At 63.7% G+C, this 15,256-nt stretch carries 16 protein-coding genes; 4 read left to right on the forward strand and 12 right to left on the reverse strand.

Going from position 1 to position 15,256, the window contains the following annotated elements:
* Positions 1–6: 6 nt before the first annotated feature.
* The 9 genes from ACKFRT_RS07095 to dacB all read right to left on the reverse strand — a co-directional run bounded on the left by ACKFRT_RS07095 (position 7) and on the right by dacB (position 8,500).
* A complete protein-coding gene (locus ACKFRT_RS07095) occupies positions 7–498 on the reverse strand; it encodes a DUF3180 domain-containing protein (protein WP_296212236.1) in 492 nt (163 codons plus the stop codon).
* Between the two features lie 12 nt (positions 499–510).
* A complete protein-coding gene (gene folK, locus ACKFRT_RS07100) occupies positions 511–1,062 on the reverse strand; it encodes a 2-amino-4-hydroxy-6-hydroxymethyldihydropteridine diphosphokinase (RefSeq protein ID WP_408924803.1) in 552 nt (183 codons plus the stop codon).
* Complete coding sequence (folB, locus tag ACKFRT_RS07105) at positions 1,059–1,463, reverse strand: dihydroneopterin aldolase (RefSeq protein WP_408924804.1); 405 nt, start codon at positions 1,461–1,463, stop codon at positions 1,059–1,061. Before folB ends, folK begins: the two co-directional genes overlap by 4 nt.
* Entirely contained in the window at positions 1,456–2,307 is an 852-nt protein-coding gene (folP, locus tag ACKFRT_RS07110) for a dihydropteroate synthase (protein ID WP_408926074.1), read from the reverse strand. The genes folB and folP overlap by 8 nt, the downstream gene beginning before the upstream one ends.
* A 53-nt stretch (positions 2,308–2,360) precedes the next feature.
* The gene (gene folE / locus ACKFRT_RS07115) at positions 2,361–2,957 is read right to left on the reverse strand and encodes a GTP cyclohydrolase I FolE (protein WP_408924805.1); all 597 of its coding nucleotides are present in this window, start codon (positions 2,955–2,957) and stop codon (positions 2,361–2,363) included.
* Positions 2,957–5,383 (reverse strand): ATP-dependent zinc metalloprotease FtsH, encoded by a 2,427-nt coding sequence (gene ftsH, locus ACKFRT_RS07120; RefSeq protein WP_408924806.1) that lies wholly within the window; start codon positions 5,381–5,383, stop codon positions 2,957–2,959. Before ftsH ends, folE begins: the two co-directional genes overlap by 1 nt.
* 63 nt (positions 5,384–5,446) lie before the next feature.
* Positions 5,447–6,028: a hypoxanthine phosphoribosyltransferase gene (gene hpt / locus ACKFRT_RS07125; protein WP_408924807.1), complete on the reverse strand. Its 582-nt coding sequence runs from the start codon at positions 6,026–6,028 to the stop codon at positions 5,447–5,449.
* A gap of 93 nt (positions 6,029–6,121) precedes the next feature.
* Positions 6,122–7,141 (reverse strand): tRNA lysidine(34) synthetase TilS, encoded by a 1,020-nt coding sequence (tilS, locus tag ACKFRT_RS07130; protein ID WP_408924808.1) that lies wholly within the window; start codon positions 7,139–7,141, stop codon positions 6,122–6,124.
* Between the two features lie 24 nt (positions 7,142–7,165).
* Complete coding sequence (dacB, locus tag ACKFRT_RS07135) at positions 7,166–8,500, reverse strand: D-alanyl-D-alanine carboxypeptidase/D-alanyl-D-alanine-endopeptidase (protein WP_408924809.1); 1,335 nt, start codon at positions 8,498–8,500, stop codon at positions 7,166–7,168.
* Positions 8,501–8,546: 46 nt separating this feature from the next.
* Between dacB and ACKFRT_RS07140 the strand changes: the two genes are divergently transcribed.
* On the forward strand, positions 8,547–9,029 hold the full coding sequence (locus tag ACKFRT_RS07140) for an inorganic diphosphatase (RefSeq protein WP_296212250.1): 483 nt from the start codon (positions 8,547–8,549) through the stop codon (positions 9,027–9,029).
* Between the two features lie 30 nt (positions 9,030–9,059).
* On the opposite strand, the gene ACKFRT_RS07145 is transcribed toward ACKFRT_RS07140, so the two are convergent.
* Entirely contained in the window at positions 9,060–9,218 is a 159-nt protein-coding gene (locus ACKFRT_RS07145) for a hypothetical protein (RefSeq protein WP_408924810.1), read from the reverse strand.
* Between the two features lie 128 nt (positions 9,219–9,346).
* Between ACKFRT_RS07145 and ACKFRT_RS07150 the strand changes: the two genes are divergently transcribed.
* From ACKFRT_RS07150 to ACKFRT_RS07160, 3 genes are read left to right on the forward strand one after another with little or no spacing between them, the layout of a single operon-like run.
* Positions 9,347–9,658, forward strand: coding sequence for a rhodanese-like domain-containing protein (locus ACKFRT_RS07150; RefSeq protein WP_296212255.1), 312 nt, complete (start codon positions 9,347–9,349; stop codon positions 9,656–9,658).
* A gap of 32 nt (positions 9,659–9,690) precedes the next feature.
* The gene (locus tag ACKFRT_RS07155) at positions 9,691–10,137 is read left to right on the forward strand and encodes a MarR family winged helix-turn-helix transcriptional regulator (RefSeq protein ID WP_296212257.1); all 447 of its coding nucleotides are present in this window, start codon (positions 9,691–9,693) and stop codon (positions 10,135–10,137) included.
* Between the two features lie 7 nt (positions 10,138–10,144).
* Positions 10,145–14,053, forward strand: coding sequence for a Pls/PosA family non-ribosomal peptide synthetase (locus ACKFRT_RS07160; protein WP_408924811.1), 3,909 nt, complete (start codon positions 10,145–10,147; stop codon positions 14,051–14,053).
* On the opposite strand, the gene ppk2 is transcribed toward ACKFRT_RS07160, so the two are convergent.
* Both ppk2 and ACKFRT_RS07170 read right to left on the reverse strand, forming a co-directional pair.
* Complete coding sequence (ppk2, locus tag ACKFRT_RS07165) at positions 14,050–14,940, reverse strand: polyphosphate kinase 2 (protein ID WP_296212262.1); 891 nt, start codon at positions 14,938–14,940, stop codon at positions 14,050–14,052. The genes ACKFRT_RS07160 and ppk2 overlap by 4 nt on opposite strands.
* A 150-nt stretch (positions 14,941–15,090) precedes the next feature.
* Positions 15,091–15,207, reverse strand: coding sequence for a PorACj family cell wall channel-forming small protein (locus ACKFRT_RS07170; RefSeq protein ID WP_296212264.1), 117 nt, complete (start codon positions 15,205–15,207; stop codon positions 15,091–15,093).
* Between the last annotated feature and the right edge of the window lie 49 nt (positions 15,208–15,256).

Genomic DNA, 15,256 nt, shown 5'->3' on the forward strand with positions numbered 1-15,256 from the left:
AACACACTACCCAACGTCGAGGCCATTGGGGGTTAATGGCGCATCCGGTGGTGGCGCTTCACAGCTGCGTTCCAACCACATTCCGGCCACAACGGCCACCAAGCCGCCCAATGCCCCAGCGATCACACCTGGCACATCCGCCTCCGCGGCCATAAGGCGCCCGGCGTTCGGCAAGACGTACAGCCCCACGCCCACAAAGACCCCCAGGAACACTGATCCTCCCCACGCCGTGGCCTGCCCCAGCGCCAACCACTGAGCCACCGTGGTCGGCTGCATCTGCGAGCGATCCATCCCCACCCCGCTAGCGCCGATACGCTTACGAATCACCCACCCCGCCACTGCGCACACAAGCGCGAAGATCCACAACAGCACAGCGCCAGTGGTCTTGATCGGCGGGAAACTGCCGTAGAAGCTCAGTGTAGTCACCCATGCAATGAGGGCGCACACGACCGCCACCGCGGAGATCGTAGAGATCTGTGTGCGCTTCAGCGGACTCATGTGCTTGCCTCGTTATCCCTTCAACTCGGACGGATCCGCCGGAACGATGGCCTCCCGCTCGGTCGGATCGACTTCGCCCAGCCACTCCAGGATGCCTCGCCCATTCAAGGTACACCAGGGTTCCCGAGCTAATTGCAGGTCGCTTAGGGGCACCAGCACAAACGCTCGCTCGTGGGCATAGGGGTGCGGAATAACCAGCTCAAAACCCCACTTTCCCTGGGACTGGAGGGGCTGAGAGTTGGCGTCAAAACAAAAAAGAATATCGACATCTACCGTCCGCGGGCCCCACCGCACCTCACGCCGACGGTTTGCCACGGCCTCGGCAAATTGACAGTGGTGCAGCAGTGCAAGCGGATCCAGCGACGTGCGCACGGCAACGACGGAGTTGCGGAATTCCCGCTGCTCCACCCCACCCCACGGCGGGGTGACGAAGATGCGCGACTTTTCCACAATCTCAATGTCCGGGTGCATCGCCAGCAACTCGTAGGCGCGCTCGATCTGCGCGGTCGGGCTGCCCACGTCGCCCGGCATGTTCGAACCAATTCCGAGGAAGGCGGTAATCATCGCTTAGACCTCCGAGCCACCGCCCGCACGTCGCCGAACGGGTGGACGATCGGCGCCTGCGGTTTGTGGACCGTGACTTCTACGGCGTAGACACCACCCAGCTCCGCAATCTGGTCAGCAATGGTGGAGGCCAGGGTCTCGATCAAATCGTGGCCCTGCGCCTGGCCCTTTACTTGGCTCGGCGCGCCCTGCGCTCCCCGTCCCTCGACCGCGTTCACCGCGATGTCGGCCAGCTGCACGTAGTTGATCGTGTCTTCCAGCGAGTCCGTTTCCGCGGCTGCGCGAAAGTCCGTCCACACCACCATGTCCACAATGAACTTCTGGCCTGCGTCCTTTTCATGCGAAAACACGCCGTGGTGGCCGAACGCCTCCACGCCGATGAGCTCGATGCGATCAGCCACGTCGCGCCCTCCATTGCTCGTCGATGTCGGGGCCGCGTCCGGTAGCCATCGCATGCGCAACGTCCACGGCGGCCCGTGTCGGAGCTACCTTATGCACCCGAACCGCCCACGCGCCAACCGCCGCTGCCAGCGCGGAGGTAGCCGCCGTCGCATCGTCCGCCGATTCCGGGGTGCCAGGTTTGCCGTCGCTCGCGGGCCGCAGTGCCGTCAGGAAGCGCTTGCGCGAGGCCCCCACCAACACCGGATATCCCATTTGCACCAGCCGTTCGGTCGCTCCGAGCAGCTGCCAGTTTTCCTGCGGTGTTTTCGCGAACCCGATGCCGGGATCTAGGTAGATCTGTTTCTTTGTGACGCCTACCGCTTCCGCCGCCGCAATCCGCCGCTCGAGCCATCGAATAACGTGGTCGACGATGTCCTCACCGTGGTCGTGATAGCCCTGGGCACCAGCGAAATCTGCAGCGTTTCCCTTGTTCCAGTGTATGAGGATGATCGGCAGGCCGGATTCCGCGGCCAGCGGAAGCATGTCTGGGTCCGCCAGGCCGCCGGAGACGTCGTTGAGGTAGGTGACCCCTGCCTTCCAGGCGGCCCGCGCCGTGGATGCCCGCATCGTGTCGATGCTGGTGGCGATTCCCCGGCGGGATAGCTCCTCGATGACGGGGGTGACGCGGGCGGCCTCGACCTCCGGGGCGACGCGGGTGGCGCCCGGGCGGGTAGATTCCCCACCCACGTCGATAATGTCCGCACCATCAGCCACCATGGCCTCCGCATGGGCTACGGCGGCCTCGGTGTTCGGGTATGCCCCGCCGTCGGAGAAGGAATCCTCGGTGACGTTGAGGATGCCCATCACGAGGGTGCGCTGGGGGTTGTTTGCGCTGGGATCAGTCACGGTAGAACCCGTCACGGCCGAATCAGCGCCATCGCCTCTGCGCGGGAGGCCGCGTTTTTCTGGAATCCGCCGCGGACCGCGGAGGTCACCGTGTTGGCACCGGGCTTGCGAATACCGCGCATGGCCATGCATAGGTGCTCGGCTTCCAGCACAACGATCACTGCGGAAGGGTCCAGCTTGTCCACCAGCGCGTCGGCCACCTGGGAAGTCAGGCGTTCCTGGACCTGCGGGCGCTTCGCCAGGCCGTCAATCAGGCGGGCCAACTTGGACAGGCCGGTGACCTTGCCGGATTCGCCGGGGATGTATCCGATGTGCGCTTTGCCGAAGAAGGGCACCAGGTGGTGCTCGCACATGGAGTAGAAGGTGATGTCGCGGACGAGCACCAGCTCGCGGTGATCCTCGCTGAAGGTCTTGCTGAGCACCTCCGTCGGATCTTCGAAGAGCCCAGAGCAGGTCTCGCGGTAGGCGCGCGCCACGCGGGCCGGGGTTTCCCGCAAGCCTTCGCGGTCGGGGTCCTCGCCGATGGCGCACAGGAGTTCGCGAATGGCTGCTTCGGCTCGCTCCTGGTCGAAGGTATCCGGGTTGAGCGGCTGTTGTGAGTTATTCACTAGTTTTCTTCCTGCCTGTGCTGACCACCGGACTCGTTGCCGGTGTGGTCGCCGTCGTGCTTATCCCAGGGGAACGTCTGCTTCGGCATCTCGCCGCGGCGGTGGCGGGCCACCGACTCCGACTGCTCCTGTTGTTCCTCTGGCTCCGACTGTGCGGTCTGTTCCGGCTGCTGTGGTTCGGCGGACTGGCCCAAAGGCTGTGCCTGGCCCTGCTGCTCAATCTGTGGAGCCGCCTGGCCCGGTTTGTTGTCCGGCTGCTCGTTGGCGGGCAGTTGGAAGCCTCGCTCCTGTTCCGGCGGTATCGGGCGGCCGGGCTGGCTCGGCTGGTTGTATTGACCGAGCTGGTTGTGCTGCCCCTGCTGAGTCTGCGGGAACTGCTGCTGCCCCTGCTGCAGGCGTTCCGCCTGGCGCTGCTCGTTTTGCGCCTTGCGCCTTTCCATACGTGCACGGCGGGCAGCAGAGAAGAAGTTGGTCTTCTCCGGAGGCTCCTCGCCACGCTCACGGGCCAGCTCTACCGGGGTCTTCACCGGCTCGCGGTGGTCGCACGGGCGATCCAGGTCCTGCATCGGGAAGATATCCGCAACCTCGCGGGTCTCGATGCCCTCGAAGATGGCCTCCAGGTCCGACCGGCGCAGCGTCTCCTTCTCCAGCAGCTTCGATGCCAGGGTGTCTAGGTAGTCGCGGTTTTCGCGCAGCACCTCGTAGGCCACCTGCTGGGCCTTGTTCATGAGCATGCGCACCTGCTCGTCGATCTGATTGGCCACGTTTTGGGACGGCTGGTTGCCGCCCTGGCCACCACGGCCGACGAACGGGTCGCCGTCATCCTGGCCGTACTTCACGGCACCGACGACGGGGCTCATGCCGTATTCCACCACCATCGCGCGGGCGATGTTGGTAGCCATCTCGATATCAGCGGAGGCACCCGTAGTCGGGTTGCCAAACACTAGCTCCTCGGCACCGCGGCCGCCCATAGCAAAGACCAGGCGGGCGAACAGCTCGGAGCGATTGTACATACCCTTGTCGTCCTCGGGCGCAGTCATGGCGTGGCCACCGGTGCGGCCACGCGCCAGGATCGTCACCTTGTAAACCCGGTCGATGTCCTTCATCGCCCAGGCAGCCAGGGTGTGGCCTCCCTCGTGGTAGGCAGTGACCTTCTTCTCGTGCTCCGAGATGATCTTCGAGCTGCGACGTGGCCCACCCACCACGCGGTCTGTGGCCTCTTCCAGAGCGTCGGCGGTAATCACGTTGCCGTCCACGCGCGCGGTGAGCAGGGCGGCCTCGTTCAGCACGTTCTCCAGGTCGGCACCGGACATGCCCGCGGTGCGCTTGGCCAACGACTTCAGATCCACGTCCTTCGCCAGCGGCTTGTCCTTCGCGTGCACGTTCAGGATCTGTTCACGGCCAGCCAGATCCGGGTTGGTTACCGGAATCTGTCGGTCGAACCGGCCCGGGCGCAGCAGCGCGGGGTCCAAGATGTCCGGACGGTTGGTGGCGGCCATCAGGATCACACCATCGCGGTCGCCGAAGCCGTCCATCTCCACCAGCAGCTGGTTCAGGGTCTGCTCGCGCTCGTCGTGGCCGCCGCCCATGCCGGCGCCGCGTTGGCGGCCGACCGCATCGATCTCATCGACGAAGATGATGCAGGGCGAGTTCTCCTTCGCTTGCTTGAACAGGTCGCGCACGCGGGAAGCACCCACACCGACGAACATCTCCACGAAGTCGGAACCAGAAATGGTGAAAAACGGTACGCCCGCCTCGCCCGCCACGGCGCGGGCCAGCAGGGTCTTACCGGTACCGGGCGGACCGTAAAGCAGCACACCGCGCGGGATTTTCGCGCCCAGCGCTTCGTAGCGGGTCGGGTCCGTCAGGAAGTCGCGGATCTCATCGAGCTCCTCCACTGCTTCATCCGCACCGGCCACGTCGTCGAAGGTGGTATCCGGATTGTCCTTGTTCAGCTGCTTAGCGGTGGACTTGCCAAAGCCGAAGGCACCCATGCCGCCACCGCCCTGCATACGGGACAGCATGAACATCAGCAGACCGAAGATCAGCAGCATCGGCAGCAGCATCATCAGCAAGCTGCCCAGGAAGCTATCCTCGGTGACCTTGGTGTTGAACTTCTCCGACTCGGACTTCTGCACCGCGTCGAAGATCTCCGGAGCTGCGCGACCGGGGTACTTCGCGATGATCTGCTCGATGCCGTCCTTGCCATCGACCTCGATGGAATCCTTCAACTTCAGCTGTACTTGCTGCTCACGATCATTGATCTGAGCTTCCGTGACGTTCTTGTCCTCCAGCTGCTTCATGGCTACGGAGGTCTCGACCTCGTCGTAACCACGGGCGTCATCAGTTAAAACACCGAACGCATAGATCGCGATGAGGATCACGGCGACAATACCCGCGATCCTCAGTACCTTCTTCTTGTCCATATTTCCTAGAGTGTTGTTTGTTTAAAAATGACCGCGCGAACAGCGCTTTACTGGTTAGCGCTTTTACTGGTAGACGCGCGGGTGCAAGGTGCCCACGTAGGGCAGGTCGCGGTAACGCTCCGCGAAATCCAGGCCATAGCCCACAACGAACTCGTTGGGGATGTCGAAGCCAACCTCGGCCAGGTCGATCTGTACCTTCTGCGCCTCTGGCTTACGCAATAGCGTAACGACAGACAGCGATTTCGGGTTGCGGTTGCGCAGGTTCTTCATCAGCCAGGACAGTGTCAGGCCAGAGTCAATGATGTCCTCGACGATCACCACGTTGCGGTTTTCTATGTCGCGATCCAGATCCTTGAGGATGCGCACCACACCCGACGAACTGGTGGAATTGCCGTAGGAACTCACGGCCATGAACTCCAGCTGCGTGGGGATATCCAGCGCACGCGCGAAGTCGGTAATAAAGAACACCGCGCCCTTCAGCACGCAGATCAGAATGAGGTCGTCTTCCTCGTCGCGGAAGCGGTCGGCGGTGGCCTTCGCCAGTTCCCCAATGCGGTCGTGCAGCGCCTCCTCGTCGATGAGGACACTTTCTAGATCGTCGCCGTACGGATTTTCCGGGACATTGAAGTTCTTCTCGCTGTGCATCGCAGACCTCGTTTTCCTCGTCTTGTTTTCGCAGTGTTGTGGCAGTGATCGCTTCGCCGTTTAATGCCTGCCTGGCATTCTAGCGCGCAGCTACTACCTGGGAACAGTCGCTAGCTGCAGGTAACCGTCGCGGCGCTGCACCACAAGGCGATGGGCGCGTCGCTTCTCGCTCATTGTAGGCGCGCCCGCAGGCCACGGCACCGCTGTTCCCCCTTGCCCTTTCCATGCCACGACCAGCGCATCTATTGCCTGCAGGTGCGCGCTCGTCAGCGGTCCCGTTTTATCGGCCAGCCACTGCTTAACGATTCTGCGCCGTAGCGCCGCTGGCTGTTGTTGTAATTCGGTGCAGTTTATAGACGCCCCCTTCTCCGCCACCGCCAACCCCCGTCCTGCAAGCTCATCGAGTAGCTCTACGTCTTCGCGGAGCATCCGCGCGGTGCGCGCCATGTTCGCACCGATGTGTTCCCCCAGCGCATCCTGCAGATACGGCAGCACCTGCGTGCGGATACGGCTGCGTAGGAAGGCATCGCTGGAATTGTGCGGGTCCTCCCACCAGGAAAGGTCTGCACCGCGACATTCCGCCTCCGTCTCGGCTCGGGTGCAACCCAACAGGGGGCGGCCGAGCCAGGCCGCGCCCGCGGCCACCGAAGCGTGGTCTGCGTGCACGGACCGCATCCCGGCGATGGCCTCCGCCCCGGAGCCGCGAACCAACCCGATGAGTAGCCCTTCGGCATCGTCATCCGCGGTATGCGCCACCAGCAATGGCCTCCCGGCGGCAGCGGCCCCCAAGGCGCGGTAGCGCGCCGTGCGTGCAGGCCCCTCCCCCGTACCTTCCACCGCCACCGTGCGAATCTCCGCCGTCGCACCCAGGGCGCGCGCGGTCTCCGCGGCCTGTTGGGCCACGCGGGCGGAACCTGCCTGCATCTGGTGGTCCACCACTACAGCGTGTACCGACACGTCGCACCGCAGCAGGCCGTGGACAAGCGCTAACGAATCCGCTCCGCCGGACAACCCCACGGCCACGCCGGCGCGCACCTGTGCGGCACGGTTGTGGTCCGCTCCGCCACTGTCCAACGCCCGTAACCAGGCCCGGATCTGCGACTGCACGCTCATCTCTGCGCTGAACTTCTTGCTCGGCTACGCGGCCGTGCGCACCGCATTCGCCAACCGGTCCAGCGCCGGGCGGGCGGAGTTGGGGTCGGAGTCGTTGGAAAGGAAAGCGAACGTCAGCGCTCGGCCGGAGTCCGTCATTACGGTGCCGGCCAACGCATTCACGCCGGACAGGGTGCCGGTCTTCGCGCGTACCCAGCCGGCGGACGCTTCCGCGCCGGAGCCAGCGCCATAGCGGGTCGCCAAGGTGCCTTCCACGCTAGAGACCGGAAGCATGTCCAGCATGGGGCGCACCTCCTTGTGGGACAGCACGCCGTCTAGTTCGTGGGCTGTCAGGCGGTTCTTCTCGCTCATGCCGGAGTTATCGAAAAGCTCTGCGTCCTGAACATCCACACCGTGCTGCTTCAAAACAGCCAGGGTGGCGCTGGTGGCTCCTTCGAATGTCAGCGGCGAGCCCTGGGCACTGGCAATCTCGCGGCCGACAGCTTCGGCCATTATGTTGTCGCTGTGCACCAGCATGTCCCGCAACCGCACCTTCAGCGGCGCAGACTGGACACTGGCGATGGGACGGGAGTCACCGAGATTGGGCGTCGCTTCCTCTACAACAGTGACCTCCGCATCCGCGCCGAGCGCCTCGGCGACAGCGCGCCCGACATCCTCACCAGGGGTGTGGGAACGGGCGGAATCGGACTTATAGGGGTTGAGGCGGCCGGCATCGAGCATGACGGCATCCAAGTTGGCGACGTTGCCACCGTCGATGTCCGCGCGGTCCCAGGTCTTGTTAAAAAGATCCCCAGAACGAATCGAGTTATCCACGACGATCGAGGTAACAGGCTGGCCAACCAGCTGCTTCTTCGCCTTCTTGGCGAGTGCGGCGATCGAGGCAGCATCGGTGAAGAATCCCTCGCCGTCGCGGGAAAGCGAAACGTCGCCATCGCTGCGCAGAATCAGCCGCCCCGGATCGGTGGGGTCCTGAATCAGATCCGTGGACCAACGGCTGTCGTGGTCCAACGCCAGCAACGCAGCGGCTGCAGTGTACAGCTTGGTGGAAGAGGCTGGAGTGAGCTTCCGATTCTCGTCCTTGGCCCACAGCACTTCTCCGGTCTCCACGTCGGTGACGGAGGCCGACAGCAGCCCCAGCGCCGGATCCGCCGCGGCACGTCGAACGGCAGCTTGCACGTCCGGCACATCCCCCTTGGGAGCATGCATAACCGGACTGGGTTCTGCGATACTCTCGGCAGCTTGAACCTCGTAGCGGCCATTCATCGCCCACACCACGGCAGCCCCCACTACAGCGGCGACCACGACCACGAAGGCCAGGATGCTCCACAGCCACACTTTCAGGGACTTCTGCTTACTCACTCGTTTCACCCTAGCCGAAAAAAGGCACTCGGTTAGAATGGTGCGCATGAGTAAAAACATCGAAGTAACTATTGAAATTCCGAAGGGCTCCCGCAACAAGTACGAGGTAGACCACGAGTCCGGCAAGGTCTACCTGGATCGCTACCTGTTCACCCCGATGGCATACCCGGCAGACTACGGCTTCATCGACCACACCCTGGGCGAGGACGGCGACCCGTTGGACGCGCTGGTAGTTCTGCCGGAGCCAGTATTCCCCGGCGTGATCGTTAAGGCTCGCCCGGTAGGCGTGTTCAAGATGACAGACGAGGCCGGTGGCGACGACAAGCTGCTGTGCGTGCTGGACGACGTTCGCTTCGAGCAGTTCCAGGACATCGAGGACATCGACCAGTTCACCAAGAACGAGATCGAGCACTTCTTCGTCCACTACAAGGATCTGGAGCCGGGCAAGGAAGTCAATGGTTCCGGCTGGGGCAACAAGGCAGAGGCCGAGCGCATTCTGCAAGAGGCCATCGACCGCTACCAGGGCTAGTTCAAGGGCTCTTTGCTAGAGAACTCTTTGCTAGAGAACTCTTTGCCGCCGGGCGGCGATCTGGTGCACGATCTCAATGATCGCCGCTCCGCCCGCACCCACAACCAACCCCACGATCATCAGCTGGTGGTTCCCTGGGGACAGCATCAGAAGCTCGCGTATCGGCGGCACCAGGAAAATCACTGGCAAGCGTGCGCCAATTCAACCTCCTTCATGGGCGGCCGGCAGCTTCCGCCGGAATGCCTATCTATTTAACTCCACGCCATTTAACTCCTCGTCTGTGGCTGCTCGCCCACATTTACCTACAATGGGGCACCATGAGTGAATTCGAAACAGTACAGCCCACCGACGTTCCCGCCGGCGCGCAGCTGGTCGACATCCGCGAAGTGGATGAGTACAACCAGTGGCACGCAGAGGGCGCGACCAACCTCCCCCTGTCCGAGCTCCAGGCCCGCTACGGCGAGCTGGATCTGAATGAGGACATCTACCTGATCTGCCTGTCCGGTGGCCGCTCCGCGCGCGCCTGTCAGTGGCTGGAGCAGAACGGCATCGACGCGATCAACGTGGCCAACGGCACGGCTGGGTGGCGCGACGCTGGACTGCCCATCGTGGGGCAACCCCACAATTAGACAACACCCATAGTCAGCGTTATATTTGTGGCATGTCCGAATCTATGCCGCTACCCGCTGACTTGTTGTCTTCCCCCTCATTCCAGCTAGAGCGCCTGCGCCGTCGCACCCGCGACTTCGTGGAAACCGCGCTCGCGGAAGAGGGCTTCAACCTGCGCGAATTCTGGGTACTTGCCTGCCTCGTCGACGGCGATGCAGCAAGCCAGGCCACGCTGGGCGAAATCCTCGGAGTGGATCGCTCCGATATGGTTCGCCTGGTTGACTCCCTGGAGAAGCGCAGCCTAGCTAAGAGGGTCAAGGACCCCAAGGATCGTCGTCGCCAAATCATTTCGGTGACCAAGAAGGGCAACAAGGCCTACAGCAGCCTGACCCCACTGGTTCACGCTGCAGAGGATAGGGCACTTGATGACTCGACCTCCAAGCAGCTGAAGCACTTGAGCAAGCTGGCCAAGGCCATCATCGCGAGCGAGGAGGCCTAGGCACACAGTGCACATCCCTTCCCGGTACCTCCGTTCCAGTGAGGCACCGGAGCCTCGCACGCTCATCGACATTGTGCGTGCGACGGCTTCGGCATGCCCAGAAGCCCCCGCCATCGACGACGGCAAGGGGGTCATCACCTATTCCGAATTGCTCGCAGAGATCAACGAGACCGCCGAGTGGCTGCACGAGCGCGGCCTCGGGCGCGGCGACCGCATCGGCATTCGCATGCCCAGCGGTGATCGCTCGCTCTACATCGCTATCCTGTCTACCCTGGCCGTCGGTGCTGCTTATGTACCTGTGGACGCCGACGACCCCGAGGAACGCGCATCCCTCGTCTTCGGCGAGGCCGGCGTGGCCGCAATCTACGGCGCCGACGGGCTGCGGGTAATCAACGACAACTTGCAGGCCGGTTCTGCTGCCGAGTCTCCTTCAGACTCGCCCAAGGCTTTCGGCCCCGACCTGGAGACCGATGCGTGGATCATCTTCACCTCCGGCTCCACCGGCAAGCCCAAGGGGGTAGCGGTAACCCACCGCAACGCGGCTGCCTTCGTGGACGCCGAGGCGGAGATGTTCCTGCAGGACGAGCCCCTTGCCCCGGGCGACCGCGTGCTGGCCGGACTGTCCGTCGCCTTCGACGCTTCCTGCGAGGAAATGTGGCTGGCTTGGCGCCACGGCGCCTGCCTGGTGCCCGCCCCGCGTGCCCTTGTGCGCTCCGGCGTGGACCTGGGGCCCTGGCTGGTTTCCCGCAACGTGACTGCTGTGTCCACCGTGCCTACCCTGGCTGGCCTCTGGCCTGACGAAGCTCTGGACGCAGTGCGCCTGCTGATCTTCGGCGGCGAGGCATGCCCGCCGGAACTGGCCGCCCGCCTGGCCACCGACTCCCGCGAGCTGTGGAACACCTACGGGCCGACGGAGGCCACCGTCGTGGCCTGTGGCACCACGATGGATGGAGTGCGCCCAGTTTCCATCGGCACTCCCCTCCGGGGCTGGGATCTGGCGGTCGTCGACGAGAGCAACCAGCCGGTGGGCTGGGGCGAGACCGGCGAGCTGATCATCGGTGGCGTTGGCTTGGCCCGCTACCTGGATCCAGAAAAGGATGCGGAGAAGTTCGCACCCATGCCGGAACTCGGTTGGGAGCGCGCCTACCGCTCCGGTGACCACGTACGCCTTGAGGAAGACGGCCTGTACTTCGTCGGCCGTATCGACGACCAGGTGAAGATCGGTGGGCGTCGAATCGAACTCGGCGAGGTAGACGCGGCGCTATCCGCCCTCCCCGGCGTGCGCAGCTCCACCGTCGTGGTACAGACCACCGGCGGCGGAGACAAGGTGCTGGTGGGTTACGTCTCTACGGAAGGCGATGCCGACAAGTTCGACCAGCAGCAGGCTCTGGGCCAGCTGCGCGACGCGCTGCCCGCCGCGATGGTGCCGCGCCTGTGCGCACTGGATGAGCTGCCGGTGACGACCTCCGGCAAGGTAGACAAGAAGGCCTTGCCCTGGCCACTGCCTTCCAGCGGTACCGCAGAGTTCGACAACCCGACCCAGCAGTGGCTGGCGGAGCTGTTTGCAGACGCACTGGGCACAGCCGTGACCAGCCCGGATGCGGACTTCTTTAACCTCGGTGGCACCTCTTTGGGGGCAGCCACGCTGATCAGCCGCGTGCGCCAAGAAGTTCCGACGGTCAGCGTGCGCGATCTCTACGATCACTCGCGTCTGGCTGCGCTGGCCGAGCACATCGACTCCATGCGCGCAAAAACCGGAGGTGCCGGTTCCGGCTCGACCGCACAGGCCGCGGACGTGAAGCCAGCGAAGCCGGTGGGCATCAGCACCCGCTTGGCGCAGGCTTTGATCCAGATCCCGGCGCTAACCCTCGCTGGCGCGCAGTGGGTCACGTGGATCTTGGTGTTCAACGCAATCCTGTTCCACGGTTCCTCGTGGGCGGGCGACCTTCCGTGGGTCGTCGACGTGCCGTGGGCCGTGGTCATTGCAGCGGTGATCGTCTTTGCCACCCCGCTGGGCCGCCTACCGCTGTCCGCGCTGCTGATCCGCTTGATTACAGCGGGCATCGGCGAGGGCGACTACCGGCGCGGCGGCTCCGTTCACCTGCGTATTTGGGCTGCGGAGCGCGTGGCGGATTCCTCCGGCGCACGCGACGTCTCCGGCGCCGCGTGGATCACCACGTACGCCCGCTGGCTGGGCGCGAAGGTCGGCAAGGGTGCACAGATGCACACTCTGCCGCCGGTTACTGGCCTGCTGACTTTGGGCAAGCACTGCTCCATCGAGCAGGAGGTAGACCTTTCCGGCTACTGGCTGGAGGGCGACGTGTTGCACGTCGGACGCATCGAGATCGGCAAGGATGCCTCCGTCGGCGCCCGCTCCACTCTGTTCCCGGGAGCCCGCATCGGCGCGCGCGCTCACATCGAGCCAGGTTCGGCCGTCACGGGTACCAAGAAGGTGAAAGCTGGCTCGCAGTGGGCTGGCTCTCCCGCCATCAAGGTCGGTAAGGCCCGCAACCGCTTCCCAGAGCAGGCAGCTCCGCGCCGCCCCATGTGGTTCTGGCTCTACGCGCTGAGCGCAATCGTCATGTCTCTGCTGCCTCTTGTGGCACTTTTTGCCGCCGCTGCGTTCGTGCTGTGGTTTGTTCCTTCTGACGCCCCCTTGCTGGCACTTCCTATCGCCGCAGTTGGTGGCCTGGTGGCATTTGCCACCTACACCGCACTGACTTGGCTTTTCGTTCGCGTGCTATCTATAGGCCTCAAGCCGGGCGTGGTGGCCGTGCGCAGCCTCAGTGGCTGGCGTGTATGGGCCATTGAGCGCCTGATGGATAGCGCCCGCACCCAGCTGTTCCCGATGTACGCCGCTCAGCTGACCCCGCTGTGGTTCCGCAGCCTGGGAGCAAAGGTGGGCAAGGACGCGGAGATTTCAACCGCCGTGATGGTGCCACGCTTCGCCGAGGTGCGCGAGGGCGCGTTCCTGGCGGATGACACGATGGTCGGCGGCTATGAGCTCGGCGGTGGTGGCTGGATGCTCACCGGCAACACGAAGGTTGGCAAGCGCTCCTTCCTGGGCAACTCGGGTATCGCTGGCCCGGATCGCACGCTGAAGAAGAACTCTCTGGTGGCTGTGCTGTCCTCTACCCCGGAGAAGACGAAGTCCGGTAGCAACTGGCTGGGTTCCCCGCCGGAGCGCCTGCGCCGCGTAGCCGTGGAGGCCGGCGGCGAGTCCCGCACTTATAACCCGGGCTTCGGCCTGAAAGTGGCCCGCGGCATTGTGGAGACTCTGCGTCTGCTGGCGCCGATGACCTCCGCCGTGATTGCCGCGGGTGTGGTGCTGACTCTGCAGTGGGTGCTGGTGAACCAAGGCATCTGGCAGACCTTCGCGGTCTCCGGCCTGGTGCTGGTCGGCGCGGGCTTTGTAGCCGCGGCGGTGACCGTTCTGATGAAGTGGCTGTGCGTGCAGCGCATCAAGGCTGGCGACCACCAGCTGTGGTCTGCCTTCGTGTGGCTGAACGAGCTGCAGGATCAGTTTGTGGAGACCGTGGCTGGACCGTGGTTCCTGGCGCACACGATGGGCACTGGCAGCTTGAACATGTTCCTACGCGCCCTCGGTGCGAAAATCGGCCGGGGTGCCTGGCTGGATTCCTACTGGCTGCCAGAGGCAGACCTGGTCTCCATCGGCCGAGGCGCGAGCGTGGGCCCAGGCTGCGTAGTACAAACGCACCTCTTCCAGGATCGCGTGATGAGCCTGGATACCGTCACCCTGGGTGACGGTGCGACGATGGGACCGCACAGCGTGGCTCTGCCTGCCGCAGCGATCGAGAAGGCGGCGACGGTCGGCCCGGCGTCTCTAGTTATGCGCGGCGACCACGTGCCCGCCGCCACGAGGTGGCAGGGCAACCCCATCGAAATCGTCGACTAGTCGCCGATCTGATCGCGACCGCGCTTGACGATCTTCGGGTCCGGCTGGCCAACGATCTCGTGGTCCTTGTCGGCGTACTCGAACTTCGACAGAACGTAGCGCATCGCGTTGATGCGGGCGCGCTTCTTGTCGTTGGACTTAATGGTGATCCACGGGGACTCGTTGGTGTCCGTGTAACGGAACTGCTCTTCCTTGGCGCGGGTGTAGTCGTCCCACTTATCCAGGGAGGCCAGGTCCATCGGAGAGAGCTTCCACTGGCGAACCGGGTCTACCTGGCGAATGGCGAAGCGAGTGCGCTGTTCCTTCTGGGTAACGGAGAACCACAGCTTCGTCAGGGAGATGCCCGAGCCCATGATCATGTTCTCCAGCATCGGAACCTCACGCAGGAACTCTGCGTGCTGATCGTTAGTGCAGAAGCCCATCACGCGCTCCACGCCGGAGCGGTTGTACCAGGAGCGGTCAAAGAAGACGATCTCGCCACCGCACGGGAAGTGCTGAACGTAGCGCTGGAAGTACCAGGAGGTGGACTCGCGCTCGGAGGGCTTCTCCAGGGCGACGGTGCGGGCGCCACGGGGGTTCAGGTGCTCGTTGAACCGCTTGATGGTGCCACCCTTACCGGCAGCGTCGCGACCCTCGAAAATGATGATGTGCTTCTGGCCAGTATCCTTGGTCCAGTTCTGGAACTTCAGCAGCTCGATCTGCAGGGCGCGCTTGGTAGTCTCGTATTCATCGCGACTCATGCGCTCGTCGTAGGGGTACTGGTCGCGCCAAGTATCAACGCGGTGGCCGTCGGGGGTGATCAGTACCGGATCGTCTTCGTCCGAGTCGTCCACCAAGTAGCCCTCGGTAGCGGCAAGATCAACCATGTGGAATTCTTCTTCGGCCATGTGCCTGGGTTCTCCTTCGCCTGAAGATTCTAAAACTTAAAACAGCACTTTCTATCCTAGTGCTTTTGGCGTGGTGCCACAGGGCGCCTAGGAAGAGCATGAAAAAACCCCGACCGAAGCCGGGGTTTTAACAATCGCTAGAAGCGGAACTTACTTCGTCCACGCAACGATGGTCTCGATGACGCTCTTCAGGCCCTTGAAGATGTTGCCGAAGCCGCCCAGGAAGTCAGCCAGCTGGCCGAAGATGCCGGTAATCTGATCGATCATTGTGTTCTCCTCTTAAGAGATCGGGGGCGCCAGGTTCCCTGGGCCCAAA

This window comes from Corynebacterium jamesii (assembly GCF_046097395.1).
Taxonomy (GTDB): domain Bacteria; phylum Actinomycetota; class Actinomycetes; order Mycobacteriales; family Mycobacteriaceae; genus Corynebacterium.